The 23247-nt window shown below is 60.6% G+C and carries 18 protein-coding genes, 6 tRNA genes and 1 other RNA gene; 15 read left to right on the top strand and 10 right to left on the bottom strand.

Annotation, left to right across the window (positions count from 1 at the left end; all coding sequences use genetic code 11):
* The first annotated feature begins 225 nt into the window (after positions 1-225).
* Positions 226-1413: a NupC/NupG family nucleoside CNT transporter gene (locus ACJ8IL_RS12715; protein ID WP_004936373.1), complete on the top strand. Its 1188-nt coding sequence runs from the start codon at positions 226-228 to the stop codon at positions 1411-1413.
* Positions 1414-1531: 118 nt separating this feature from the next.
* On the opposite strand, the gene ACJ8IL_RS12710 is transcribed toward ACJ8IL_RS12715, so the two are convergent.
* A tRNA-Ala gene (locus tag ACJ8IL_RS12710) sits at positions 1532-1607 on the bottom strand.
* A gap of 60 nt (positions 1608-1667) precedes the next feature.
* Positions 1668-1743, bottom strand: a tRNA-Ala gene (locus tag ACJ8IL_RS12705).
* Positions 1744-2051: 308 nt separating this feature from the next.
* Between ACJ8IL_RS12705 and ACJ8IL_RS12700 the strand changes: the two genes are divergently transcribed.
* Positions 2052-2837, top strand: a complete 786-nt coding sequence (locus tag ACJ8IL_RS12700; protein WP_043143749.1) for a formate/nitrite transporter family protein — start codon at positions 2052-2054, stop codon at positions 2835-2837.
* A 67-nt stretch (positions 2838-2904) separates the two neighbouring features.
* Here the strand turns inward: ACJ8IL_RS12700 and gltX are convergent, their stop codons facing one another.
* Positions 2905-4320 carry a glutamate--tRNA ligase gene (gene gltX / locus ACJ8IL_RS12695; RefSeq protein WP_025303764.1) on the bottom strand — a complete coding sequence of 472 codons (1416 nt, stop codon included), beginning with the start codon at positions 4318-4320 and terminating at the stop codon, positions 2905-2907.
* A gap of 294 nt (positions 4321-4614) precedes the next feature.
* On the opposite strand from gltX, the gene ACJ8IL_RS12690 reads away from it, so the two are divergent.
* The 9 genes from ACJ8IL_RS12690 to ACJ8IL_RS12650 all read left to right on the top strand — a co-directional run bounded on the left by ACJ8IL_RS12690 (position 4615) and on the right by ACJ8IL_RS12650 (position 9536).
* Positions 4615-4690 (top strand) — tRNA-Val (locus ACJ8IL_RS12690).
* 28 nt (positions 4691-4718) lie between these two features.
* A tRNA-Val gene (locus ACJ8IL_RS12685) sits at positions 4719-4794 on the top strand.
* Positions 4795-4832: 38 nt separating this feature from the next.
* Positions 4833-4908 (top strand) — tRNA-Val (locus tag ACJ8IL_RS12680).
* A gap of 7 nt (positions 4909-4915) precedes the next feature.
* Positions 4916-4991: transfer RNA gene (locus ACJ8IL_RS12675), tRNA-Lys, on the top strand.
* Positions 4992-5065: 74 nt separating this feature from the next.
* A non-coding RNA gene (locus ACJ8IL_RS12670) (RtT sRNA) lies at positions 5066-5189 on the top strand.
* 207 nt (positions 5190-5396) lie between these two features.
* Positions 5397-6404 (top strand): Fe2+-enterobactin ABC transporter substrate-binding protein, encoded by a 1008-nt coding sequence (gene fepB, locus ACJ8IL_RS12665; protein WP_261126520.1) that lies wholly within the window; start codon positions 5397-5399, stop codon positions 6402-6404.
* Positions 6405-6619: 215 nt separating this feature from the next.
* On the top strand, positions 6620-7675 hold the full coding sequence (gene fepD / locus ACJ8IL_RS12660) for a Fe(3+)-siderophore ABC transporter permease (RefSeq protein WP_127146830.1): 1056 nt from the start codon (positions 6620-6622) through the stop codon (positions 7673-7675).
* Positions 7675-8712 carry an iron-enterobactin ABC transporter permease gene (fepG, locus tag ACJ8IL_RS12655; protein WP_099816966.1) on the top strand — a complete coding sequence of 346 codons (1038 nt, stop codon included), beginning with the start codon at positions 7675-7677 and terminating at the stop codon, positions 8710-8712. Before fepD ends, fepG begins: the two co-directional genes overlap by 1 nt.
* A 17-nt stretch (positions 8713-8729) precedes the next feature.
* Complete coding sequence (locus ACJ8IL_RS12650) at positions 8730-9536, top strand: ABC transporter ATP-binding protein (RefSeq protein WP_060433787.1); 807 nt, start codon at positions 8730-8732, stop codon at positions 9534-9536.
* Positions 9537-9563: 27 nt separating this feature from the next.
* Here the strand turns inward: ACJ8IL_RS12650 and fes are convergent, their stop codons facing one another.
* Positions 9564-10856 carry an enterochelin esterase gene (gene fes / locus ACJ8IL_RS12645; protein WP_060433789.1) on the bottom strand — a complete coding sequence of 431 codons (1293 nt, stop codon included), beginning with the start codon at positions 10854-10856 and terminating at the stop codon, positions 9564-9566.
* Positions 10857-11131: 275 nt separating this feature from the next.
* Between fes and ACJ8IL_RS12640 the strand changes: the two genes are divergently transcribed.
* Positions 11132-13306, top strand: coding sequence for a TonB-dependent siderophore receptor (locus ACJ8IL_RS12640; RefSeq protein WP_141967428.1), 2175 nt, complete (start codon positions 11132-11134; stop codon positions 13304-13306).
* Positions 13307-13340: 34 nt separating this feature from the next.
* On the opposite strand, the gene ACJ8IL_RS12635 is transcribed toward ACJ8IL_RS12640, so the two are convergent.
* The 3 genes from ACJ8IL_RS12635 to budA all read right to left on the bottom strand — a co-directional run bounded on the left by ACJ8IL_RS12635 (position 13341) and on the right by budA (position 17568).
* Entirely contained in the window at positions 13341-14927 is a 1587-nt protein-coding gene (locus tag ACJ8IL_RS12635; protein ID WP_442516573.1) for an ABC transporter substrate-binding protein, read from the bottom strand.
* A 143-nt stretch (positions 14928-15070) separates the two neighbouring features.
* On the bottom strand, positions 15071-16756 hold the full coding sequence (alsS, locus tag ACJ8IL_RS12630) for an acetolactate synthase AlsS (RefSeq protein ID WP_099816964.1): 1686 nt from the start codon (positions 16754-16756) through the stop codon (positions 15071-15073).
* A gap of 32 nt (positions 16757-16788) precedes the next feature.
* A complete protein-coding gene (budA, locus tag ACJ8IL_RS12625) occupies positions 16789-17568 on the bottom strand; it encodes an acetolactate decarboxylase (protein ID WP_060433797.1) in 780 nt (259 codons plus the stop codon).
* Positions 17569-18019: 451 nt separating this feature from the next.
* On the opposite strand from budA, the gene ACJ8IL_RS12620 reads away from it, so the two are divergent.
* Entirely contained in the window at positions 18020-18922 is a 903-nt protein-coding gene (locus ACJ8IL_RS12620; protein WP_060433800.1) for a LysR family transcriptional regulator, read from the top strand.
* On the opposite strand, the gene eutC is transcribed toward ACJ8IL_RS12620, so the two are convergent.
* Together eutC and ACJ8IL_RS12610 are read right to left on the bottom strand one after the other, a co-directional pair.
* A complete protein-coding gene (gene eutC, locus ACJ8IL_RS12615) occupies positions 18901-19692 on the bottom strand; it encodes an ethanolamine ammonia-lyase subunit EutC (protein WP_043140316.1) in 792 nt (263 codons plus the stop codon). The two genes, ACJ8IL_RS12620 and eutC, sit on opposite strands and share 22 nt — an antisense overlap.
* Entirely contained in the window at positions 19689-21074 is a 1386-nt protein-coding gene (locus ACJ8IL_RS12610; RefSeq protein ID WP_060433805.1) for an ethanolamine ammonia-lyase subunit EutB, read from the bottom strand. The genes eutC and ACJ8IL_RS12610 overlap by 4 nt, the downstream gene beginning before the upstream one ends.
* Positions 21075-21233: 159 nt before the next feature.
* Between ACJ8IL_RS12610 and ACJ8IL_RS12605 the strand changes: the two genes are divergently transcribed.
* Entirely contained in the window at positions 21234-21782 is a 549-nt protein-coding gene (locus tag ACJ8IL_RS12605) for a nucleotidyltransferase family protein (RefSeq protein WP_060433807.1), read from the top strand.
* 52 nt (positions 21783-21834) lie between these two features.
* Positions 21835-22302, top strand: coding sequence for a FlxA-like family protein (locus ACJ8IL_RS12600; protein ID WP_197822689.1), 468 nt, complete (start codon positions 21835-21837; stop codon positions 22300-22302).
* A 1-nt stretch (position 22303) separates the two neighbouring features.
* On the opposite strand, the gene ACJ8IL_RS12595 is transcribed toward ACJ8IL_RS12600, so the two are convergent.
* Positions 22304-23224 carry a LysR family transcriptional regulator gene (locus ACJ8IL_RS12595; protein WP_261426096.1) on the bottom strand — a complete coding sequence of 307 codons (921 nt, stop codon included), beginning with the start codon at positions 23222-23224 and terminating at the stop codon, positions 22304-22306.
* Positions 23225-23247: the final 23 nt, after the last annotated feature.

The following is a 23247-nucleotide window of genomic DNA, read 5'->3' as shown; positions in this document are numbered from 1 at the left end:
CTTTTGGGATGGGATTTTAGCTGCAATACCCCTGAAAGACAGGTTAGCACAAGAATACGAATTTCCTATCTCTGCGTTAACATCTTGATTTTTTATGCTTTTGCGCAACACTTTAGGAGAATTCCCGCTATGATTTTCCATATTTGCAATAGAAGTCTCGTTTTTAAACGTAGCGTTACATAAAATGACAGCCGAAATTCAGCCTGCCTCAAATTTGGAGCAAACATGTCCCATATTGCGCACTTTGCGTTGGCGATAGTAGTGGTGGCGATCCTGGCCCTGTTGGTGTGCCGCGATCGTAAAAGCATCCGCATTCGCTATGTTATTCAATTACTGGTTATCGAAGTACTGCTGGCCTACTTTTTCCTGCATTCGGAAGCGGGTTTGGGCTTCGTAAAAGGATTCGCCGCGCTGTTTGACAAACTGCTCGGGTTTGCGGGACAAGGGACTGATTTCGTGTTCGGCGGCATGGGCGACAAAGGCCTGGCGTTCTTCTTCCTGAAGGTGCTGTGCCCGATCGTCTTCATTTCGGCGCTGATCGGTATTCTGCAGTACATCAAAGTGCTGCCTTTCATCATCCGCATTATCGGTACCGTGCTGTCGAAAGTGAACGGCATGGGCAAGCTGGAGTCGTTCAACGCCGTCAGCTCGCTGATCCTGGGCCAATCCGAAAACTTCATCGCCTACAAGGATATCCTGGGCAAGATGTCGGAAAAGCGCATGTACACCATGGCGGCAACCGCAATGTCTACGGTGTCCATGTCTATCGTCGGCGCCTACATGACCATGCTGGACGCCAAGTTCGTGGTGGCGGCACTGGTATTGAACATGTTCAGCACCTTTATCGTGCTGTCGTTGGTCAACCCGTACGATACCAATAAAGAAGAAGAGCTGCATCTGGGCAATCTGCACGAAGGCCAGAGCTTCTTCGAAATGCTGGGTGAATACATCCTGGCCGGCTTCAAAGTAGCGATTATCGTCGCCGCGATGCTGATTGGTTTCATCGCCCTGATCGCCGCGCTCAATGGCGTATTCAGCGCTATCTTCGGCCTGAGCTTCCAGGAAATCCTCGGTTACTTCTTCTATCCGTTCGCCTGGATCATGGGCATTCCTAAACACGAAGCCCTGCAGGTCGGCAGCATCATGGCGACCAAGCTGGTTTCCAACGAATTCGTGGCCATGATGGAGCTGCAGAAAGTCTCTGCCGAGCTGTCGCCGCGCAGCCTGGGGATCCTGTCGGTGTTCCTGGTGTCCTTCGCCAACTTCTCTTCCATCGGCATCGTGGCCGGTGCGATCAAGGGCCTGAACGAACACCAGGGCAACGTGGTGTCGCGCTTTGGTCTGAAGCTGGTGTACGGCTCTACGCTGGTCAGCATCCTGTCCGCTTCCATCGCGGGTCTGGTGCTGGGCTAAGCCTCGAACCGACGACGATAACAAGGCGCCTGCGGGCGCCTTTTTTATTGCTTGGCATTCGGCGAAGGATAAATGACGAAAAGCAAAAAGCCGACCCTAAGGTCGGCTTTTTAAATGGTGGTGGAGCTAGACGGGATCGAACCGTCGACCTCTTGCATGCCATGCAAGCGCTCTCCCAGCTGAGCTATAGCCCCACAAAAGTGGTACGCGTTGACCGGCGTTACGGTATTCCCCAACCTCTCTGAGAAGAAGGTTGGTGGAGCTAGACGGGATCGAACCGTCGACCTCTTGCATGCCATGCAAGCGCTCTCCCAGCTGAGCTATAGCCCCGTTCCACAATCACTTTGTGCTGTGAACGGGGCGCATAATATGAAACCCATTCAAAGCTGTCAACGGCTAAATTGAATTACTGAATCAAGCGTTGAAAAAGCCGCCAAATCAGCATGTTTGGCGCCAAAAAATCATCAGTTTGTGCAGAGTTCATCCATTTTGCGCGCTACATCTCAAAATAGCAAAAGACCCTGCATATCACGTTGATTTTTAATTAACGGAATGTTAGCGAAATGCGCTTGAGTCGGGCTCCCGAGCGGCATAGACTGCCCGCGCCATAAACTTTATTACTATAAACCGAGTCCGTCATGTCTTTGCATTCACCAAAAGAAATCGCCGCCCTCGCCGTTCAGGCCGGGGTAAACAAAAGCCGCGCCCCTCTCGCTAATCTGTTGATTCTGGGCTTTCTCGCCGGCGCCTTTATCGCCACCGGCTTCCTGCTGGATATTCACGTCATCGGCACCCTGCCGGCTGAATGGGGCTCTTTCGGCGCCCTGTTGGGCGCCGCGGTCTTCCCTATCGGTTTGATCCTGACCATTCTGGCCGGCGGCGAACTGCTGACCGGCAACATGATGACCTTGCCGATGGCCTGGTTTGCCCGCGAAATCCCCGCCATCGCCGTGCTGCGCAACTGGTTTTGGGTCACTCTGGCCAACCTGGCCGGCAGCGTGGCCGTCGCGTACTTCTTCGGCCATTTGCTGGGCCTGACCGAAGGCGCGTTCTTGCATAAGACGCTGGCGATCGCGCAGGCCAAAGTGGATGCGGACTTCCTGCACGCCTTCATTTCCGGCGTCGGCTGCAACTGGCTGGTGTGCCTGGCGGTGTGGTTAGCCTTCGCCAGCAAAGATGTGCCGGGCAAAGTGATCGGCATGTGGTTCCCTGTCATGGCTTTTGTCGCCATCGGCTTCCAGCACGTGGTGGCGAATATGTTCATCATCCCGGCGGCCATCTTTGCCGGCGGCATGGGTTGGGAACAGTATCTGCCTAATTTCGTCGCGGTATTTCTCGGCAATGCGCTGGGCGGCGCCGGCTTTGTCGGGCTGATGTATTTCATCGCCTACCGTCCGGGTTTGCCGGCCGGCGAACAAGCCTGACAGCAAGCAATAAAAAAGCCCCGGGATCGCTCCACGGGGCTTTTTCATTTACGGCGTATCAGCCTAATCAGGCCTGGGCTTCACGCTCGGCGATGTAAGCCAGCGCCATATCGATACGCTGCAGCGAGCGCTTCTGGCCGATCGCATGCACGGTCACGTCCATGCCCGGCGACTGGCCGGCGCCGGTCACCGCGACGCGCAGCGGCATGCCGACTTTGCCCATGCCGACACCCAGCTCATCCGCCGTGCCCTGAATGGCGTCGTGCACATTTTCCGGCGTCCAGACGGTGATGGCGGCCAGCTTGGCACGCACCGCTTCCAGCGGCTGACGCGCGACCGGGCGCAGGTGCTTCTTGGCGGCGTCGGCGTCGAACTCGCTGAAGTCTTCGTAGAAGTAACGGCAAGACTCCGCCATCTCTTTCAGCGTCTTGCAACGCTCGCCCAGCAGCTTGACAAGGTCTTTCAGTTCCGGACCGTTGCGGGTTTCAATGCCCAGTTGCTCAACGTGCCATGCCAGATGCACCGCCACTTCTTCCGCCGGCATATGGTTGATGTAGTGGTGGTTCAGCCACTGCAGCTTCTCGGTGTTGAAGGCGCTGGCGGATTTGTTGATCGCTTCCAGCGTGAAGAACTCTTTCATCTCATCGATGGAGAAGATCTCCTGATCGCCATGGGACCAACCCAGGCGCACCAGGTAGTTCAGCAGCGCCTGCGGCAGATAGCCGTCGTCGCGGTATTGCATCACGCCCACGGCGCCGTGGCGTTTGGACAGCTTTTTACCGTCGTCGCCGAGGATCATCGACACGTGCGCATATTCCGGCACCGGCGCACCCAGCGCTTTGAGAATGTTGATCTGGCGTGGGGTGTTGTTGATGTGGTCTTCACCACGGATCACATGGGTGATTTCCATATCCCAGTCATCGACGACGACGCAGAAGTTATAGGTTGGCGAACCGTCGGTGCGGCGGATGATCAGATCGTCCAGCTCCTGGTTGCTGAATTCGATCGGGCCGCGAATTTTGTCGTCGAAGATCACCGACCCTTCCTGCGGATTGCGGAAACGCACCACGTGCGGCTCGTCGTCGGTGTGGCTGCACTGGCTGTCGCGGCAGTGGCCGTCGTAACGCGGCTTCTCGCCATTTTCCATCTGCTTCTCGCGCAGCGCTTCCAGACGTTCCTTGGAGCAATAGCATTTATAGGCCGTGCCCTGCTCCAGCATCTCGTCGATGACCGCGTTGTAGCGATCGAAACGCTTGGTCTGGAAATACGGACCTTCATCCCAATCCAGGTTCAACCAGTTCATGCCATCCATAATTGCGTCGATCGCGTCCTGGGTCGAACGTTCCAGATCGGTATCTTCGATACGCAGAACGAACTCACCGCCCGCATGGCGGCTGAACAACCAGGAGTAAAGTGCGGTACGCGCGCCGCCGACGTGAAGATAGCCGGTCGGGCTCGGTGCAAAACGGGTTTTGATTTTCATTGGGTTCACTGCCTTATTACGCAACGCGTGTCGGCGATGGCCGACGATTGCTCGGAATTGAAAAAAGAGTGGACGACATTGTATCACCACGCGCTAATTCCTCAACGCCGACACGATATTGCGCCGGTCGATTTCGCGCGTTTTGCGGCGAGTTTCGCATAGCATCGCGCAAAGAATCGGCGCTGCTGGCGATAATTATCGCGCCCTGCCTAAATTTGCGGCGAACGATTGAAATCATTTTAAAAAGCGTTGACTCACTTTGAACTATCCCTATAATGCGACTCCAACAAGACGGGGCGATTAGCTCAGTTGGTAGAGCATCTCCTTTACACGGAGGGGGTCGGCGGTTCGAGCCCGTCATCGCCCACCATCTTGTTGAGAAAAATGAGAACGAATGAGGGTGATTAGCTCAGTTGGTAGAGCATCTCCTTTACACGGAGGGGGTCGGCGGTTCGAGCCCGTCATCACCCACCATCATTCTCTCGTTTAGCAGTACCTGGAAGTCCTGAAGTGGGTGATTAGCTCAGTTGGTAGAGCATCTCCTTTACACGGAGGGGGTCGGCGGTTCGAGCCCGTCATCACCCACCACTTCTGCGGGTCGTTAGCTCAGTTGGTAGAGCAGTTGACTTTTAATCAATTGGTCGCAGGTTCGAATCCTGCACGACCCACCAATTCAGAAAAAAGCGCCTTTTGGCGCTTTTTTCGTTTCTGCGCCATCCGACTCTGACTTCATCTTTCGCCGGCATAGTTTACCGAGTCGTGCAGGATGAAGAACCGTAGAGGTTCGAGCATCGCGTAGCGATACGACAACGCGCAGCGTTGCCCGCAGGGTGAGGCCACAGGCCGAATCAATCCTGCACGACCCACCCATTCAGAAAAAAGCGCCTTTTGGCGCTTTTTTCGTTTCTGTCTCACCCACTTCCCTTTTCTTCGTATTCTTTCTTTATTCACCACGCGCTGAGATACGAATGGTTATCATTTTGCCGGCTTGAATGGTAAATTAGCGGGCATCCACCACGCAGCCAATCCGCCGCCGGATTGATACGCCTTAGTTCAAGGAAAGAAAGAGCCCGCTCATGACCCTATCCTTACGCCAGCTGTTCATTGCATTCATCGCCACTTCCAGCCTGTTGCTCAGCGGCTGTGGCCCGGACGACAAGAGCGACGGGCAGAAACCGTCCGCCCCCGCTGCCGACAGCAGTTGGCCGCGCACCATCGATAGCGCCAAAGGGAAGTTCACGCTGGAAAAACCGCCGCTGCGCATCGTGTCCACCAGCGTCACCATCACCGGTACGCTGCTGGCGATCGACGCCCCGGTGGTCGCCAGCGCCGCCACCAGCCCAAATCCCCTGGTGGCCGATAAACAAGGCTTCTTTACCCAGTGGAGCGAAGTGGCCAAACAGCGCCACGTCGAACGGCTGTATCAGGTGGAGCCCAATGCCGAAGCCGTCGCCGCCGCCGCGCCGGATTTGATCGTCGTCGCCGCCACCGGCGGGGATTCAGCGCTGAAGCTGTACGATCAGCTGTCCGCCATTGCGCCGACGTTAGTACTCGATTATGGCGACAAAAGCTGGCAACAGCTGGCCAGCGAGCTCGGTGAGATCACCGGTCACGAAGCCGGCGCCAAACAGGCGGAAGATCGTTTCGAACAGCGTGTGAAGCAAGTGAAGCAGGCGATCACCCTGCCGCCACAGCCGACCACGCCGCTGGTGTATGCCGACAACGGCCGCGAGGCCATGCTGTGGACACCGGGCTCCGCCCAGGGCAAGCTGCTGACCCAGCTTGGCTTCCAATTGGCCACCCCGCCGGAAAGCGCCAAAGGCAACGCCAGCATGGGTAAACGCCATGACATCATCCAGATCTCCGGCGAAAAAATGGCCGAAGGCCTGAACGGCAAAACCCTGATCCTGTTCGCCACCAATGAGCGCAAAGTGCAAGAGGTGCTGACCAACCCGTTCCTTAAACATCTGGAGCCGGTGGAACAGCGGCACGTCTATGCCGTCGGCAACGACACCTTCCGCCTCGATTATTACAGCGCCACCAACATGCTGAACCAAATCGAACGGCTGTTCAAAAAACCCTGAGCCACATCGTCGGCAGGCCAGACGCCTGCCGACGCTTTCCGCAAGCGGGGCGATCGTTCACATTCAATCAATTGAAATATCAATAGTTATTAACATCGTCAACGCACCTTTGCCACCAACCGGCGGGTGCATGCGGGCGTAAACTCGTGCTACTATTGCCACCCCGCATGAACGCAAATAACAATGAGAATAAAAATCATACAGGAGTTACCGGTGTGAACGTACCCACTCCGACTGAGCGGACGCTTTCGTCCGCACCGCACGCAGCTTACGCCAGTGGCTTCAAACGCCTCGCCGGGTTCGGTATCGGTTTGGTGCTGTTGCTGCTGTGCATCATTGCCAGCCTGATGCTGGGTTCCAAGGCCATCCCCTTCCATACCGTCTGGCTCAGCCTGCAGGGCGCCGCGAGCGGTTCCGACAGCACCATCATTCTCAACGCCCGGGTGCCCCGTACGCTGGCGGGCATTTTAGCCGGCATGGCGCTCGGCGCCGCCGGCGCGCTGATTCAGGCGTTGACGCGCAATCCGCTGGCCGATCCTGGCGTGCTCGGCATCAACGCCGGCGCCAGCTTCGCCGTGGTCATCGGCATCATGTTTTTCGGCGCCGCCACCACTGAAAGCTATATGGCCTATGCCTTCGTCGGCGCTGCCCTCACCACCCTGCTGGTCTACCTGATCGGCACGCTGGCGGGCGGGCGCATCAACCCGGTGCGGCTGACGCTGGCCGGCGTGGCGATCGGCGCGGTGTTGCTCGGCATCACCACCGGGCTGTCGCTGATCGATCCGCAAACCTTTGACCAACTGCGCTTCTGGCAGGCCGGCACGCTGGATATCCGCACGCTGTCCACGCTGCCGGTCACCGCCCCCGCCATTTTGCTCGGCTGCCTGCTGACGCTGCTCATCGCCCGGCCGCTGAATACCATCGGTATGGGGGAGGATTTGGCTATCGCGCTCGGCGCGCGCGTAGTACTGACTCAGATTGTCGCGGTGATCGCCATCACGCTGCTGTGCGGCGCGGCGACCGCCACCGTCGGCCCAATCAGTTTCATCGGCCTGATGGTGCCGCATATCGCCCGCTGGTGGGTCGGCCCCGACCAGCGCTGGATCCTGCCCTACTCCATGCTGCTGGCGCCGATTTTACTGCTGTGCGCCGACGTGGTCGGCCGCTTGCTGGCGGCCGGTGAACTGCGGGTTTCCATCGTGGCGGCCTTCATCGGTGCGCCGGTGCTGATCTGGCTGGTGCGCCGCAAGAAAACACTGGGGGGTCTGTGATGAGTCTGCCCCACACGTTGCATATCGGCCGCCCGGACGGCGTCGTCAACTGGCGCATGCCGCTGCGCCTGCTGCTGGTCAACCTTTCACTGTTGGCACTATGTCTGGCGATGGCCGTCGCCGCGCTGTGCTACGGCACACTGCAACTTTCGCTGGAACAGGTCTTTGCCGCGCTCAGCGGCGAGGCGCCGAAAAATCTGGTCACCGTGGTCACCCAATGGCGTTTGCCGCGTATTGCCATGGCGCTGTTGTTAGGCGGCGCGCTCGGCATGAGCGGCGCCATCTTCCAGTCGATTATCCGCAACCCGCTCGGCAGCCCGGACGTGATTGGCTTTAACATGGGGGCTTACACCGGCGCGCTGATCGCCATCACCCTGTTCAACGGCGGCTATTACTACATCGCCGGCGGCGCGCTGGCCGGCGGCATTCTCGCCGCGCTGGCCATCTACCTGCTGGCCTGGCGGCAAGGCATCGCCGGCTTCCGGCTGATCATCGTCGGCATCGCCATCAGCGCGGTCTTGGTCTCCACCAATACCTGGCTGATCATCACCGCTTCGCTGGAGCGCGCCATGGACGCCGCCATGTGGCAGGCCGGTTCGCTCAACGGCATGACCTGGCAGAAAGCCCAGCCCGCCACGGCGTTCATCCTGCTGGCGGCCGCGGCCGCGCTGCTGATGGGCAAACGGCTGCAGCTATTGGAAATGGGCGACGACACGGCGCGCGCGCTGGGCGTGAACGCCGAAGGCAGCCGGCTGTGGCTGATGCTGTTCGGCGTTACCCTCACCGCCGCCGTCACCGCCACCGCCGGGCCGATTTCCTTTATCGCGCTGGCGGCGCCGCAGATCGCCCGCCGCCTGGCCGGACAATCCTCGGTCACCCTGACGTCATCGGCGCTGATGGGCGCAGCGCTGCTGCTCAGCGCCGACGTGGTGTCCCAACATCTTTTCGCGCCGATCCAACTGCCGGTCGGGGTCGTGACCGTCTGCATCGGCGGCCTGTACCTGATTTGGCTGCTCATCCGTGAGGCCCGCAGATAATGAAGAGTGATAATGCCATGAGCCACCGCCTGCACGCCTCGCACCTGAAGCTGGGCTACGACAATAAAATCATCGCTAACGATCTGAGCGTGGCGATCCCCGACGGCGCCTTCACGGTGATCGTCGGGCCGAACGCCTGCGGCAAATCGACGCTGTTGCGCGCCCTGTGCCGCCTGCTGAAACCCAGCGCCGGCGAAGTGATGCTGGACGGCAAGAACATCAGCAGTTTCGCCACCAAGGCGCTGGCGCGCGAGCTTGGCCTGCTACCGCAAACCTCGATCGCACCGGACAGCATTACCGTGGCGGACCTGGTGTCGCGCGGCCGCTATCCGCACCAGAGCCTGCTGAAACAGTGGACGCAGGCCGACAAACAGGCGGTGGAAGCCGCCATGGCGGCCACCAACGTCAGCCAGCTGGCGGATCGCAGCGTCGACGAGCTGTCCGGCGGACAGCGACAGCGCGTCTGGGTGGCGATGGCGTTGGCGCAGCAAACGCCGCTGCTGCTGCTGGATGAACCGACCACCTACCTCGACATCGCGCACCAAATAGAGCTGCTGGATCTGTTCCGCCAGCTCAACCGCGAGCGCGGCCAAACCCTCATCGCGGTGCTGCACGATCTCAACCACGCCTGCCGCTATGCCGATCACATCATCGCCATGCGCGACGGCAAGATCGTGGCTGAGGGGAAACCGTCGGAGATCATTACCGCCGAGCTGGTGGAACGGGTGTTCGGCATGCCGTGCATGATCATCGACGATCCGCTGTCCCACACGCCGCTGGTGATCCCGCGCGGCCGCTACCACTGCGACGCGCCGCAGGCATGAAAAAGGCCGGGTTACCCCGGCCTTCGCTTAGCCATGACAGGGGGCCAACAGCACCCGCAGCCCATCGATCAAACCGCCGCGCCAGCAGACGGCGTCATGTCCGCCGGCGAACACGCGATAATCGACCCGATGTCCCGCCTCCACCAGCGCCCGATGCATTTGGCGATTGACCTGATGGATGTCCCTCTCCCCTTCACCAGCCTCTTGAAAGACGCGCAGCGGCGTTGCGGCGCACAAGCCCCCACGCACCTGCTCAGTCAGCCAACCGACGTCCGCGGTATATTCCTCGGCAGGGTTCATCATCGCTTCGATATGCGGCCACCAAAAAGAGCCTGACTGGGTCAATACGCAGCCGAAACGCTGCGGCCAATGCAACCCGGCATACAATGCCGCCAACCCGCCGTAACTCTGCCCCACCACCACCGTACGCTGCGGATCGTCGCTGTAAGACTCACGCGTCGCCACCTGCGGCAGCAGCTCCTCTTGCACCGCCCGCCAAAAAGCCGCATTGCAGGCCAATTCTTCCGCACGCCGCGCCATGTCTATCACGTCGATAAACAGATAAAGCGCAGGCGGCAGCCTTCCGTTGAGTGTCTCGGCGTCCAGTGCGGAAAAAATCGGTATGCCATGCAGCCAAAATTGCCCGTCCAGCAGTACGACTAACGGGCGATCTTCCCCTGCGCCGGTGGCGTACAGCCAGATGTTGCGTCGGTTAGCCAATCGTTCGCTGTGCCAAAAGAAGTGCTGCAAACGCTCAGACGCGGCGGGCAATACTTGCCCGGCGTCCAACGCCCGCCACGCTGATTGATCCGGCGCCGCCGGCAAATGTATCGCAGACAACGGGAAACCGCGGCTGCTGCAGTGCGGCGCCACTGGATTGAGCGGATCATGGCGCATCAACGGAAACAACGAACACCACCACTGACGCTGTTGCTGCCGGCGCTGAGCTGCATCGCCGGTAAAAGCGGGCGGCAGTTGCGCCGTCTCAATGGGTATAAAACTGTAACTGCCTCGCCAATCTCCACGAATAGTGAACTGCCACCACCAAATATCGCTACCCGGCCAGCGTTCCAGACTCTGTGGCGAGGGGCTGTGATGGTCGGTCACGCAGTTGATATCGACATACACCTTTTTAATCGGCGAGCGCCGTTCATCGCCCCATGGGTCGCGCCAGAAAAAGGTAACGCGCACCTGAGCTGCAGGCAGCGGTTCAACGAGCGGTGTTCCCAACTCCGCGACCTGACGCCACCAATCTTCCCCGCCGAGATCGGGCCTTTGCAGCAGGTTGAGCACCAGGCCATCAGCATGAAGCGAATGCATTTTTCCTTTTTCCCTGTTTACCGCACCCGGCGGTTTTTGCTTTCTTGACAATGCAAATGGCATTGAGAATCATTTGTATTTTCAATAAAATGTAACCAATTATAAATCAACGCGCCTGAGGTCAACAAGGCCACTTCGAAGCGTGGCTCTGCAAAACGGTAAGCCATTCGCCCACCGTTCATTATGGCAAGGAACTGCGCAGCCCTTCTCGGCGGCGCCAAATGAGAAAAAGACAGCAATAGCTTGATATAAAATTGTTTTTTAAGGGATGAAAAATGTCAGAACAACCCAAAAATACCGCTAATCAACCTCTGCGTCACCCAGCCAAGGCACATGCATCCACACTCTTGCTGACCTCAGCCATGCTGTTGGTGCCGGGCGCACAGGCCGAAACCGACAACGTTGAGCGTGATATCACCGTCGTCGCCGGCGTACAGGAAAGCGTCACCGCGCCGCTGCAGGGCATCGTCGCCAAAGAAAGCGCGGCGGGAACCAAAAGCGCCGCGCCGTTGGTAAAAACGCCGCAGGCCATCACCGTCGTCACGCGCGATCAAATGGATCAACAGGATGCGGCTTCCGTTGCTCAGGCGCTGCGATACTCCAGCGGCGTCGTGGCGGAATACCGCGGCACCTCTAACCGCAGCGACGAAGTGATCGTACGCGGCTTTCGTTACGCCCCAAAATATCTGGACGGCCTGAGCTATCAAAGCGGCCAGATCGATCCCTGGTTGCTTGAACGCGTTGAGGTGGTGCGCGGCCCGGCTTCTGTGCTGTACGGCCAGGCCAACCCGGGTGGGCTGGTGGCGATGACCAGCAAGCGCCCCGTCGTCCAGGCTATTCGCAAACTTCAATTGAGCGCGGGCAATCTGCATCAAGGAGAGGCCGCTTTCGACTTCGGCGGCGCATTGGACGAGGACGCCAAACTGCTGTACCGCCTTAACGGCATCGCCGGCACCAAAGAGACCGGTATCAAAGATCACAAGGAAAAACGCTTCGCCATCGCACCTGCGCTGACCTATATCGCCAATGAAGATACGACGTTCACCCTGTTGACCAGCTACCAGAAAGAACCGGAGAACGGCTACCGCAACTTCCTGCCGACCTCCGGCGTGGCGATCAAAAGCAGCGCCGGCTATCTGCCGTATGATTTCAACGTCAGCGATCCCGGTTTCAATCAGGCTCGCCGCGAACAAACCTCGTTCGGCTATATCTTCGAGCACTATATCAACGACGTTTTCTCTTTCCAGCAGAACATGCGTTACACCACGGTGGATGAACGTTACAAATATCTGGTGTTCATGTCGCAAGCCAAAAACAGCACGCTGCTGCAGCGCCGTCCGCAAAAAGATATCGTCAAATCCCATGAGCTGGGGTTGGATAACCAACTGAAAGCGCAATTCAGCACCGGCGACGTCGAGCACAGCGTGTTGACCGGCCTTGACTACAAGTGGAGCAAGGTCAATACCCAAAACTGGCGCGGCGACAGCGCTGGCTATTTCCTCGACTGGACTCGGCCGGTTTACGGCATGCCGGTCAACGAAAGCGCATTGCCGAAGGTCACCGATAACCGCAAGGTGCTGGATCAACTCGGCGTTTATCTGCAGGATCAGATGAGCTACGGCGGTTGGAATTTATTGTTGTCGCTGCGCAATGATTGGACCGAGCTACGCACTCAGGACATGTTGAGATCCAGCGACAGTCAGCAAAACGACACCAAGCTGACTGGCCGCAGCGGCCTGCTGTACGCCTTTGACAACGGCATTGCCCCGTACATCAGCTACAGCACATCGTTTGAACCCAACCTCGATACCGGCGCGCCGGGCACCGATCCGTTCAAGCCCACCACCGGTGAACAAACCGAAATCGGCGTGAAATTCCAGCCGAAAAACGGCAACACGCTGGTGACACTGGCGCTGTTCGATCTGACGCAGAAAAACGTCAGCTCCACCAACCCGGTCACCAAGTATAAGGAGCAGATCGGCAAGGTGCGCTCCAAAGGACTGGAAGCCGAAGTGCATTCACAGCTCACCCCGGCCATTGAGCTCATGGCGGCCTATACCTATACCGACATCGTTACCAAAGAAACCTATGTCGACGATCAGCGCGGCAAGACGCTGGTGATGGTGCCGACGCACGCCGCCTCCGCCTGGGGAACCTACAGCTTCCTGCAAGGGCCGCTGAAAGGCCTCTCCACCGGCGCTGGGGTACGCTACAGCGGCGCCAGCCAAGGCGATGCGACCAACACCTACAAAGTGCCGGCCTTTACGCTGTATGACTGGATGGCGCGATACGAATTGGGAGAAGTGGCTCCGAGCCTGGCAGGCGCCGCGCTGCAGGTTAACGTCAACAACCTGACCGACAAGCATTACGTTTCGTCCTGTGGCGGCGTGGACGCTTGTTTCTACGGCAGTGGCCGTACCGTCACCGCGACGGTCAGCTACAGCTGGTAACGTTTTGGGCGCCGCGGCAATGCGGCGCCCCGCTTTATTTCTCCAGCGACACCTGCTTGAAGATGTGTTTGCCGAACGGGTCTATTTCGTAGCCTTTCACTTCCTTGCGCACCGGTTCGAAGATGGTCGAGTGCGCGATCATCAGCGCCGGCATCTGATCGTGCATCATCACCTGCGCCTGCTGGTACATCGCCACCCGCTTGGCATGATCGTTCTCTTCACGCGCCTGCAGGATCAGCTGGTCGAACGGTTTGTAGCACCATTTCGCCGAGTTGGAGCCGCCGAGCGAAGCGCAGGTGAACAGCGGGCCGAAGAAGTTATCCGGATCGCCATTGGCGGTGGTCCAGCCCATCAGCGCGGTCTGGTGCTCGCCGTTTTTAATCCGCTGCAAATATTCGCCCCACTCGAAGGTGACGATTTTGGCGCGCACGCCGATTTTAGCCCAGTCGGCCTGGATCATCTCCGCCATACGCTTGGCGTTGGGGTTATAGGGCCGCTGCACCGGCATCGCCCATAGATCGATATCGAAGCCCTGCCCCAACCCGGCCTCCTGCAACAGCTGCTTCGCCCGCTCCGGCGAATACGGGTAGTCTTCAAGCTGCGCGTTGCTGCCCCACTGGGTCGGCGGCAGCAGATTCTTGGCCGGCTGGCCGGCGCCGTGGAACACCGCATCGATGATCGCCGGCTTGTTGACCGCCAGCGCCAGCGCCTGGCGCACCTTGACGTTATCCAACGGTTTTTTCTGGGTATTGAACGCCAGGAAGCCGATATTCAGGCCGGATTTTTCCATCACCTGAAGGTTGCCGTCCTGCCGCATGCGCGCCAGATCCGCCGGGTTGGGGAACGGCATCACCTGACACTCGTTCTTTTGCAGCTTGGCGTAACGCACCGTCGCATCCGGCGTGATCGAGAACACCAGCCGATCGATCTTCGGTTTGCCTTCCCAGTAACGATCGAACGCCTTGTAGAGGATTTTCGCGTCCTTCTGGTACTGCATCAGTTGGAACGGCCCGGTGCCGATCGGATCGTTGTCCACCCGCTGCGGCGTGCCGGCCTTCAGCATCGCGTCGGCATATTCCGCCGATAATAGGGTGGCGAAGTACATGCCCAGATCGGCGACGAACGGCGCCTCGGCGCGGGAGAGCTCAAAGCGCACGGTGTGCTCGTCCACCTTGACGATCCGGTCGATCAGCGTGCCGAACTCCATCGACTCGAAGTTGGTGTAAGCGCCGTTGGAGACCTTGTGATACGGGTTGTTGGCGTCCTTCTGGCGCATAAACGAGAAGATGACGTCATCGGCGTTGAAATCGCGGGTGGGCGTGAAATATTTATTGCTCTGGAATGCCACGCCCTTGCGCAGGTGGAAGGTATAGCGCTTGCCGTCTTCGCTCACCTCCCAGCTTTCCGCCAGGCTGGGTTGCAGCTCGACGGTGCCGGGTTTGAAATCCACCAGCCGGTTGTAGATCGCCGCCGAACTGGCGTCTACCGTGGTGCCGGAGGTGAACAGCTGTGGGTTGAAGCCTTCCGGCGAGCCTTCGGAACAGTAGACCAGCGTATTGGCCCGCGCGCCGCCGGCAATCGCCAACGCCAGCAGCCCGATCGTTATTGCTTTTCTTTTCATTGCGCTATCCCCAGTGGTGAAAAAACAGCCCAACGGATAGCAATAAATTATGCAGTTAGCGAAGTAAAGGACAAATTCCGCGCATAAAAACGGGCAGGCGCGCAAGCGGCCTGCCCCGGTGAAACGGCACGATGATGATGAAATTAAATCATCTGGCTGAAGTTCATCTGCGCCATCAGCTTATAGTTGTCGGCATAGTCGACCGGGATGGCCACCACTACCGGCCCCTGGATCGCCATCGCCTTGCGCAGCATCGGCCGCAGATCTTCCACCGACTGCACGGCGAAACCGACCGCGCCGCAGGATTCCGCGTAGGCCTTGAAGTCAATCGGCCCAAACTCCACGCCGGATTTGCGCTGGTATTTGTTCACTTCCTGCATTTCCACCATGTTGTAGGCGTTATCGACCCAGATGACGTGCACGATGTTGTTTTTCAGCCGCACCGCGGTCTCCAGCTCCATGCTCGACTGCATGAAGCCGCCGTCACCGGAGATAGACACCACCTTGTCGCCGGGGCGCACCAGCGCCGCACCGATGGCCCACGGCAATGCCACCCCCATGGTTTGCTGGCCGTTGGAGATCAACAGCTGGCGGGCACGGAAGCTGTAAAGATAGCGGGCGATCCAGATGTGGAAACTGCCCATGTCCACACACAGGGTTACGTCGTCGCTGACGATGTCCTGCAGCTCCTTGACGATGCGCAGCGGGTGGATCGGCATGCCGCCGCGGCGGGCGGCGCGCTCCGCCAGCTCAGTGCGCTGGCGGCCGAGATCGGAGAGGATCAGCTCCACCTCCGGCGGCACACAGACCGCCTCATTGAATGCTTCGGTCATCATGTTCAGCGTGGCGCTGATATTGCCCACCAGCTCGACGTCCGGCCGATAGCAGGTATCGATATCCGCCGGCAGCACGTCGAGATGCACCAGCTTCAGCCGCCCGTGGCTGTTCCACATGCAGGGATCGTATTCGATCGGATCATAGCCGACGCTCACCACCAGATCGGCCTTCTGCAGCAGCTGATCGGCCGGCTGGTTGTTGAACAGGCCGACACGGCCGGCGAAACGGGCGAAGTGGTTGACGTCGATCACCCCCGCCGCCTGATAGGTGCCGACCACCGGCATATGGGTGCGGTACAGCAGATGGCGCACCGCCTCGCTGTTCTCCGGCCGGCTGGCCTGCAGGCCGAGCAGCAAGACCGGGCATTTAGCCTGGCGGATCAGTTTCACCGCCGCCTGAATGTCGTCTGCCGCGGCGGCTCCCATGCGTGGCAAGCGGCAGCCGGCCAGCACCGGCGCGCTGACCGGTTCATTGACGATATCCATCGGCAGGCTGACGAACGACGCCCCCGGCCGGCCGAACTCGGCGCGGCGAAAGGCGTTGGCGATCACCTCGGAAATCGCCGAACCGGCATGCACTTCGGCGCAATACTTGGTCACCGGCCGGAACATACTGACGGTATCCATGCTCTGGTGCGTCTGCTTCAGGCTGTCGGCGCGCTTCACCGCCCCGCCGAAGGCCACCACCGCGTCCCCTTCCGAGGTGGCGGTCGCCAGCCCGGTGATCAGGTTGGAGCTGCCCGGCCCGGAGGTGACCAGCGCCACCCCGGCCTTGCCGGTCAGGCGGCCGACCGCCGCCGCCATAAAGGCCGCGTTGGCCTCATGCCGCACCACCACCGTTTCGATCGATGGCGCGTCCTCCAGCGAGTCGAACACCCGGTCGATCTTGGCGCCCGGAATGCCGAAAACGTGTTTGACGCCCTGCGCTTCCAGGTTTTTCACCACCAAATCGGCGCCGCATTGCCAGTCATTGCCTGTTTTTTCCTGTGCCATGGTTCCACCTCCTAAGAAAACAATCGCCGGGGTTAGCCCTCGGCGGAACGAATCGCGCGGTCCAAATCCTCTGGGCAGAGGTTGGCGCGCAAGAAATCCGCATCGTGCGGCAACTGAAGATTGAGACGCGTGATGACGCCGAACTGCAAATGGCCATGATCGAGCTGGTAGTCCAGTACGTGGCCGCCGCCGCTGCGGTCGTCAGTAACGAAGTGTTCGTGATAGCCGGCCACGCCGATGCCCTGCATGTAATCCGGCGAGCGGAAGCCGACCAGCGTGCCGCGCCGCTGGTGGAACGAGAAGGTCGGCTGCTCTTCTATCGCTTCCAGCATCGGGCGGTAGGGCCGCTCCTGGCGCGGCACGGTGCGGGTTTCCACATGGCTGAATTCGCCGTCGACCCGTACCGCGCAAAACAGGTTCGGCGAGGCGACCTGTTCGTCGATGCACTGGTGCAGCTGTGCCTTGGTGATCGGCCGGTCGAATTGCTGGCTGACGCTGGGCTGGAAAAAGGTGACGACGGCAAAGGGGGTTTTCTGTTGCAGGCCGGCCGGCCGGGCGCTACCGTCGGCGCGCAGCTGGTGTATTTCCCGATCGAAAGCGATCAGTTCACCGTCCAGATGATTGAAGGTGCCGAGGCCGAAGTTGCCGTGTTTGAGCAACTCGGCAATGGTGGTTTCGCCCTCGTAGACCCCGTCGATGAGCGCGCTCATCAGCGAGATTTGATAGATTTCGCCCTCCCCGGCGTTGATCGACTGCCTGGCAAAACCCTGCGCCAAATGCTGCGCACAGGAACACCCGTGTTTTTCGTTCATGACTAACTCCTCCACCAGCGCGGGATAGCGGTTCCGCGCGTTCAAAAGACCCACCGACGGCGGGCCAAGATGCCCCCCAAGGCACGTTCATCAGTTGGAACGATTCAGCCTGAGGCGACAAAAAAACCGGCACGGCTGGCCGGCCGATATCCAGAGTCAACAGCATGATGAGTGAAAGTAAAGGCTCACTAATCATTAATGCTGGGTCGGATATCAAATTGAACGGTTAATCTGGTGTTGGAGCGACAATCAACTCCGCAGGCGGCTCGCGCAGCCTGGGAAAAAAATCTGTTATTTAGTGCTAAGCGCCGCGAGGTTTATGCGTTTTCTCTCTATACGGCCGGGATAAGGCGGCGTTGAAGCCCGTCGTCAACCCGCAGCCAGAGTAGCCGCCGCGCCGCCGGCAGAGAAGCGGGTATTCATAAGAAACGCTTTTGCATATAATGCAAAAATGAATGACGCCCGCTATGTAGAACATCTGCCAATTTTTCTCGACGTGGCCCGCCTGGGCAGCTTTTCCGCCGCCGCGCGCCGGCTGGGCATGGTGCCCTCCTCGCTGGTGCGCCACATCGACGCCTTGGAAAGCGCGCTCGGCGCCGCACTGTTCGTGCGCTCCACCCGCGGCCTGTTGCTGACCGACGCCGGCGAGCTGCTGCTGACGCGCGCCACCGCGCTGATGACGGACATTACCGGCCTTCGCGCCGAGCTGAGCGCGCTGAACGAAACGCCGCAGGGCACGCTGCGCATTAGCTGCCTGCCAACGTTCGGCAAAACCTATGTGCTGCCGCTGCTGCCGACGCTGGCGGAACGCTACCCGCAGCTGTGGGTCGACCTCGATCTGACCGAACGCCTGACCGATCCGACGCAGGAACGGCTCGACGCCGCCATCCGCATCGGCGAGCAGAAGGACAGCGCGCTGTACGCCAGCCGCATCGCCACCCAACGCTGGGTAATGTGCGCCAGCCCCGCCTACGTCGCCCGCTATGGCCTGCCGGCCGATCTGGAAGCGCTGCCACAGCATCGGCTGATCGCCCGCTACCACAAGCAGCAGCCGGCCTGCTGGGCGCAAATCCTCGACGCGGCGCTGATGAGCCGCTGCACCATGGCGCTGCGCTGCGACGACTTCACCGCGCAGCGTCAGGCCGCGCTGCTCGGGCTCGGCATCGCCTTTCTGCCCAACTGGGTAGTGGGGCCGGACGTGCAGCACGGGCAGCTAGTGCAGATGCTGGAAGATCCGCGCCATGAGCAGCAAGGCATCTATCTGCTGCGCCCGATGGCGAAGGTGTCCGCCCGGCTGGCGGCCTTCACCGCCCTGCTGCAGCAAACCATCGGTCAGCCGCCCAGCTGGGGGTAAAGCGGCGTCACTCGTCCATGCAGGGCCGGGTTGTCGCTCTCGTCCTTCAGCTCGATGCCGCTCAGCCGCCGCTGGAACGCCTGCTCCAGCAGCCAGGCCAGGCGGAACGCCGCCTGCGGGTAATCCAGCCCCTCGGGCCGTACGTTGGAAATACAGTTGCGCTCGGCGTCCGTTCTGCGCGCGCTCGGTCCCCAGGTCAAATAGATGCCCAGACTGTCCGGCGACGACAGCCCCGGCCGTTCGCCGATCAGCATCGCCACCGCCCGAGCCTGCAGGCATTCACCGATCTCATCCCCCAGCGCCACCCGCGCCTGATGCGCCAGCACCACCGGTGCCACGGTCAGCCCCAGCGTATCGAGATAGGGCCGCAGCGCTTGCAGCAACGGCAGCGCCTGGCGGTGCACCGCCTTGGAGGAGAGGCCGTCCGCCACCGCCAGCAGCAGATCGACGCGGCGCGGCGGTAAACCAAGCAGCAGGCTGCGGCTATCCGGCGCCAATCGCCGCCCCAGATCCGGACGGCGCAGGTAGGCGGCGCGGTCGCCAGCCTGGCTGTGCACCGCCAGCGTGGGCCAACCGGCATCGTGCAGATCCGCCGCCAGCCGCTCGCTGTCGAAAGGCTGATGCACCGCGTCGCGCGCCTGGGCATGGGCCAGGCCGAAGCGCAGCAGCTCGTCGGTCGGCAGACTGGCGCCGGTGCGCCCCAGCGCGATGCGCGCGTCGGTAAAGGCGCGCAGCGCATCCCAACTGTTGACGTGAACCGGTTTGCTCATGTCCGTTCTCCCTGCAGCGCCAGCAACAGCGGGTGATTGGCGGCGGCGTCGCGCAGCCGCCCGCGTTCGTCGGTGATGTTCATCGCCGCCAGCCAGGCGGCGAACTCCGGCGCGTGCTTCAGCCCCAGCAGCTCTCGGATATAGAGCGCGTCGTGGAACGAGGTGCTTTGGTAGTTGAGCATGATGTCATCCGCGCCCGGTACGCCGATCAGGAACGTCAACCCGGCGGCGGCCAATAGCGTCAGCAGCGTGTCCATGTCGTCCTGATCGGCTTCGGCATGGTTGGTGTAGCAGACGTCGCAACCCAGCGGCAGGCCGAGCAGCTTGCCGCAGAAGTGGTCCTCCAGCCCGGCGCGGATAATTTGTTTGCCGTCATACAGGTATTCGGGGCCGATAAACCCCACCACGGTGTTGATCAGCAGCGGTGAGAAATGGCGCGCCACCGCATAGGCGCGCGCCTCGCAGGTCTGCTGATCGACGCCGTGATGCGCGTTAGCCGACAGGCAACTGCCCTGCCCGGTTTCGAAGTACATCACGTTATCGCCCAACGTGCCGCGCTTGAGGCTCAGCGCCGCCTGCTGCGCCTCCGCCAGCAGCGCCAGACTGATGCCGAAACCGCGATTGGCCGCTTCGGTACCGGCGATCGACTGAAACACCAGATCCACCGGCGCGCCGCGCTCCATCAGCCGCAGCGTGTTGGTCACATGGGTCAGCACGCAGGATTGGGTGGGAATGGCGAAGCGCTGGATCACGTCGTCCAGCATGTAGTTGAGCTTTTCCAGCAGCGGCAGGCTGTCGCTGGCCGGATTGATGCCAACCACCGCATCACCGCTGCCGTACAGCAGGCCGTCCAGCATGCTGGCGGCGATGCCCTGCAGGCTGTCGGTCGGGTGATTGGGCTGCAACCGCACGCTGAGGTGGCCCGGCAGGCCAATCGTATTGCGAAAGCGCGTCACCACCCGGCACTTTTTCGCCACCAGGATCAGATCCTGATTGCGCATGATCTTGCTCACCGCTGCCGCCATCTCCGGCGTGATACCGGCGGCCACCTGCGCCAGCATGGCGCTGTCGGCCTGCTCGCTCAGCAACCAGTCGCGAAAATCGCCGACCGTGAGGTGCGAGATGGGCTCAAAGGCGGCGGCATCGTGGCTATCGATAATCAGGCGCGTCACCTCGTCCTGCTCGTACGGCACCAGCGTCTGCTGCAGGAATGCCTTGAGCGGCACATCCGCCAGCGCGATGCGCGCCGCCATGCGCTCTTCGGCGCTTTCCGCCGCCACCTCCGCCAGATAATCGCCGGAGCGTGCAGGCGAAGCCTTCGCCATCAGCTGGCGCAGATCGCCAAAGCGATAGCCGCGTTGACCCACCGTTGCCTGATACATAGCCCCCTCCCTTGCCCCGAGTGACGAGATAACAGCCCTGCACCAAGTGTAGTCAGTGGTAAAAGAAAATTATTTTGCACGCGATCGCCGCCATCACGCCTCTCCCCATTTCACCCGCCGTCGCTTCAGGTTACAGTAGCCGCGAAAACAGGAGGGGTGATGGATCCGCAACGGCAAATTATCGACTGGCTGCAACAAGATAGCGCGCGCATGGCCGCCCTGCGCACCGTGCGCCGGCTCGGCCTGAATGACTGGTGCCTCGGCGCCGGCTTCGTACGCAACCTGGTGTGGGATCGGCGCCACGGCTATAGGGAGCCCACGCCGCTCAACGATATCGACGTGATCCACTTCGATGCGCAGCGTGCGGACGCCGAACGCGATCGCATGCTGGAGGCGCGGCTGCAACAGTGGCTGCCGCAGCCGTGGTCGGTCAAGAACCAGGCGCGCATGCACCTGCGCGGCGGCCGGGCGCCCTACCGCAACAGCGAAGAGGCCATCAGCTTCTGGACCGAAGTGGAAACGGCGATCGGCGCGCGCCTGAACGCCGACGACAGCATCACCCTGGTGGCCCCCTTCGGGCTCGCGGCGCTGTTCGACGACACCATTACCTTCAACGTGAAAAACGGCGATCGCGCGGCCTATGCCCAGCGCGTGCTCGACAAAGGCTGGCTGTTGCGCTGGCCGCGTCTGCGGCAGGTAAAGATTTAGCCGCCGCTGCCGATACCCTGATCAGCGATATACCGACTCAGGGAGAGCATCCATGTCGACCACCATCACCATGATCGTACCGATCAAAAATACCGTTCCCGGCGTCAGCAACGTCTTTAGCGCGCCGGGCCATCAGGGCGAATTGCTGATGGCCAAACCGGTCAACAACCAGCCGCAAGGCGGCAAGATGGAGAAAAACGAACGCGCCAACGGCAATGAAGAACCGGCTAACCTCAACGAAAGCCGCGCCTCGGTGCGCATCAAGGCGCTGAACCGGCAGATTCAGGCGCTGCAGCAAAAGCTGGTGGAGCTGAAGGACTCCAGCGCCGACCCCAAAGAGATCGAAAAACAGAAACAGCTGATCGAAGCGCAGATCAAGATGTTGCAGGCCGAGATCGCGCGCATCCAGAAAGAAGAAATGGAAAAGCAGCAGCAGGAGCAGATGGCAAAAGCCGCAGCGCAATCCGGCGACGGCGTAAACCGCCCAACGCCGCTCAACGCAGTGGACGTCTATATCTGACTCAATATTCCGCGTTTTCCTGCCGGCGCTGTTGCAGCAGCGCCGCCTGCTGACGCGCCACCTGCCAGATGGCCTCCGCCGCCGGCGTCAGCGAACGGTTCTTGCGCCGTACCAGCATCAGTGCACGGTTGATCTCCGGCACCAGCCGCCGCACCCGGAGCCGCCCCCCTTCCGGCAACGGCAGCGCCAACGCCGGGAAAATGCTGATGCCGATCCCCTCCGCCACCATCGGGAACAGCGTCGCCGGATGGCCGATTTCCTGCACCACCTGCGCCTCCACGCCCTGCTGCCTCAGCGCACTGTCGATCAGCGGCCGGCTGCCCGACGCGTAATCCTGCAACACCAGGCGGCAGCCGTTTAACGCCGACCAACGCACCTCTTGCTGCGCAGCAAACGGGTGATCGTCGCGGCACAGCAACAGGAAAGGCTCATGCAGCACCGCTTCGCACTCCAGATCCACCGCCTGCACCGGATCGACCACGATGCCGAAATCCACCTCGGCGTTACGCACGCTGTGCAGCACCTGCTGCTGCGCCTGATCGCGCAGCATGATGCGGATCTCTGGATATTCACGCTCGCCGGCGGCGATGCACTGCGGCATCAGATGGGCGGAAATGGTCTGGCTCGTCGCCACCCGCACCGTGCCGCTGCGCTGTACGCCAAAGCTGCGCGCATCCAGCAACGCGGCCTGCAGCTCGTCCAGCAGCCGTTCGACCCGGTTGGCTAGCCGCAGGCCGGCGTCGGTCAACGCCACCTCACGCGTGGTGCGATCCAGCAGGCGCACGCCGACCTCCGCCTCCAGCTCTTTCACGCTGTGGCTGACCGCCGATTGCGTCAGGCCGATCGCCTCCCCGGCGCGGCTGAAGCTGCCGTGGCGGGCGATGGCGACGAACACCCGCAGCTGTTTGAGTGAGTAATTCATGTGTTTTATTCATGGATGAATTA

This window comes from Serratia sp. CY47444, from assembly GCF_052168635.1.
Lineage (GTDB): Bacteria > Pseudomonadota > Gammaproteobacteria > Enterobacterales > Enterobacteriaceae > Serratia > Serratia bockelmannii.
The sequence above is the reverse complement of the archived record's forward strand: the minus strand, read 5'-3'. Positions and strand labels throughout refer to the sequence as shown.

Coding starts and splice junctions, on each gene's coding strand:
- ACJ8IL_RS12595 (WP_261426096.1), bottom strand. CDS start 23,224: ATGAATTACTCACTCAAACAGCTGCGGGTGTTCGTCGCCATCGCCCGC.
- ACJ8IL_RS12620 (WP_060433800.1), top strand. CDS start 18,020: ATGAATGACGCCCGCTATGTAGAACATCTGCCAATTTTTCTCGACGTG.
- ACJ8IL_RS12610 (WP_060433805.1), bottom strand. CDS start 21,074: ATGTATCAGGCAACGGTGGGTCAACGCGGCTATCGCTTTGGCGATCTG.
- ACJ8IL_RS12640 (WP_141967428.1), top strand. CDS start 11,132: ATGTCAGAACAACCCAAAAATACCGCTAATCAACCTCTGCGTCACCCA.
- ACJ8IL_RS12715 (WP_004936373.1), top strand. CDS start 226: ATGTCCCATATTGCGCACTTTGCGTTGGCGATAGTAGTGGTGGCGATC.
- fes (WP_060433789.1), bottom strand. CDS start 10,856: ATGCATTCGCTTCATGCTGATGGCCTGGTGCTCAACCTGCTGCAAAGG.
- ACJ8IL_RS12650 (WP_060433787.1), top strand. CDS start 8,730: ATGAGCCACCGCCTGCACGCCTCGCACCTGAAGCTGGGCTACGACAAT.
- ACJ8IL_RS12605 (WP_060433807.1), top strand. CDS start 21,234: ATGGATCCGCAACGGCAAATTATCGACTGGCTGCAACAAGATAGCGCG.
- ACJ8IL_RS12600 (WP_197822689.1), top strand. CDS start 21,835: ATGTCGACCACCATCACCATGATCGTACCGATCAAAAATACCGTTCCC.
- ACJ8IL_RS12700 (WP_043143749.1), top strand. CDS start 2,052: ATGTCTTTGCATTCACCAAAAGAAATCGCCGCCCTCGCCGTTCAGGCC.
- fepB (WP_261126520.1), top strand. CDS start 5,397: ATGACCCTATCCTTACGCCAGCTGTTCATTGCATTCATCGCCACTTCC.
- fepG (WP_099816966.1), top strand. CDS start 7,675: ATGAGTCTGCCCCACACGTTGCATATCGGCCGCCCGGACGGCGTCGTC.
- gltX (WP_025303764.1), bottom strand. CDS start 4,320: ATGAAAATCAAAACCCGTTTTGCACCGAGCCCGACCGGCTATCTTCAC.
- alsS (WP_099816964.1), bottom strand. CDS start 16,756: ATGGCACAGGAAAAAACAGGCAATGACTGGCAATGCGGCGCCGATTTG.
- eutC (WP_043140316.1), bottom strand. CDS start 19,692: ATGAGCAAACCGGTTCACGTCAACAGTTGGGATGCGCTGCGCGCCTTT.
- ACJ8IL_RS12635 (WP_442516573.1), bottom strand. CDS start 14,927: ATGAAAAGAAAAGCAATAACGATCGGGCTGCTGGCGTTGGCGATTGCC.
- budA (WP_060433797.1), bottom strand. CDS start 17,568: ATGAACGAAAAACACGGGTGTTCCTGTGCGCAGCATTTGGCGCAGGGT.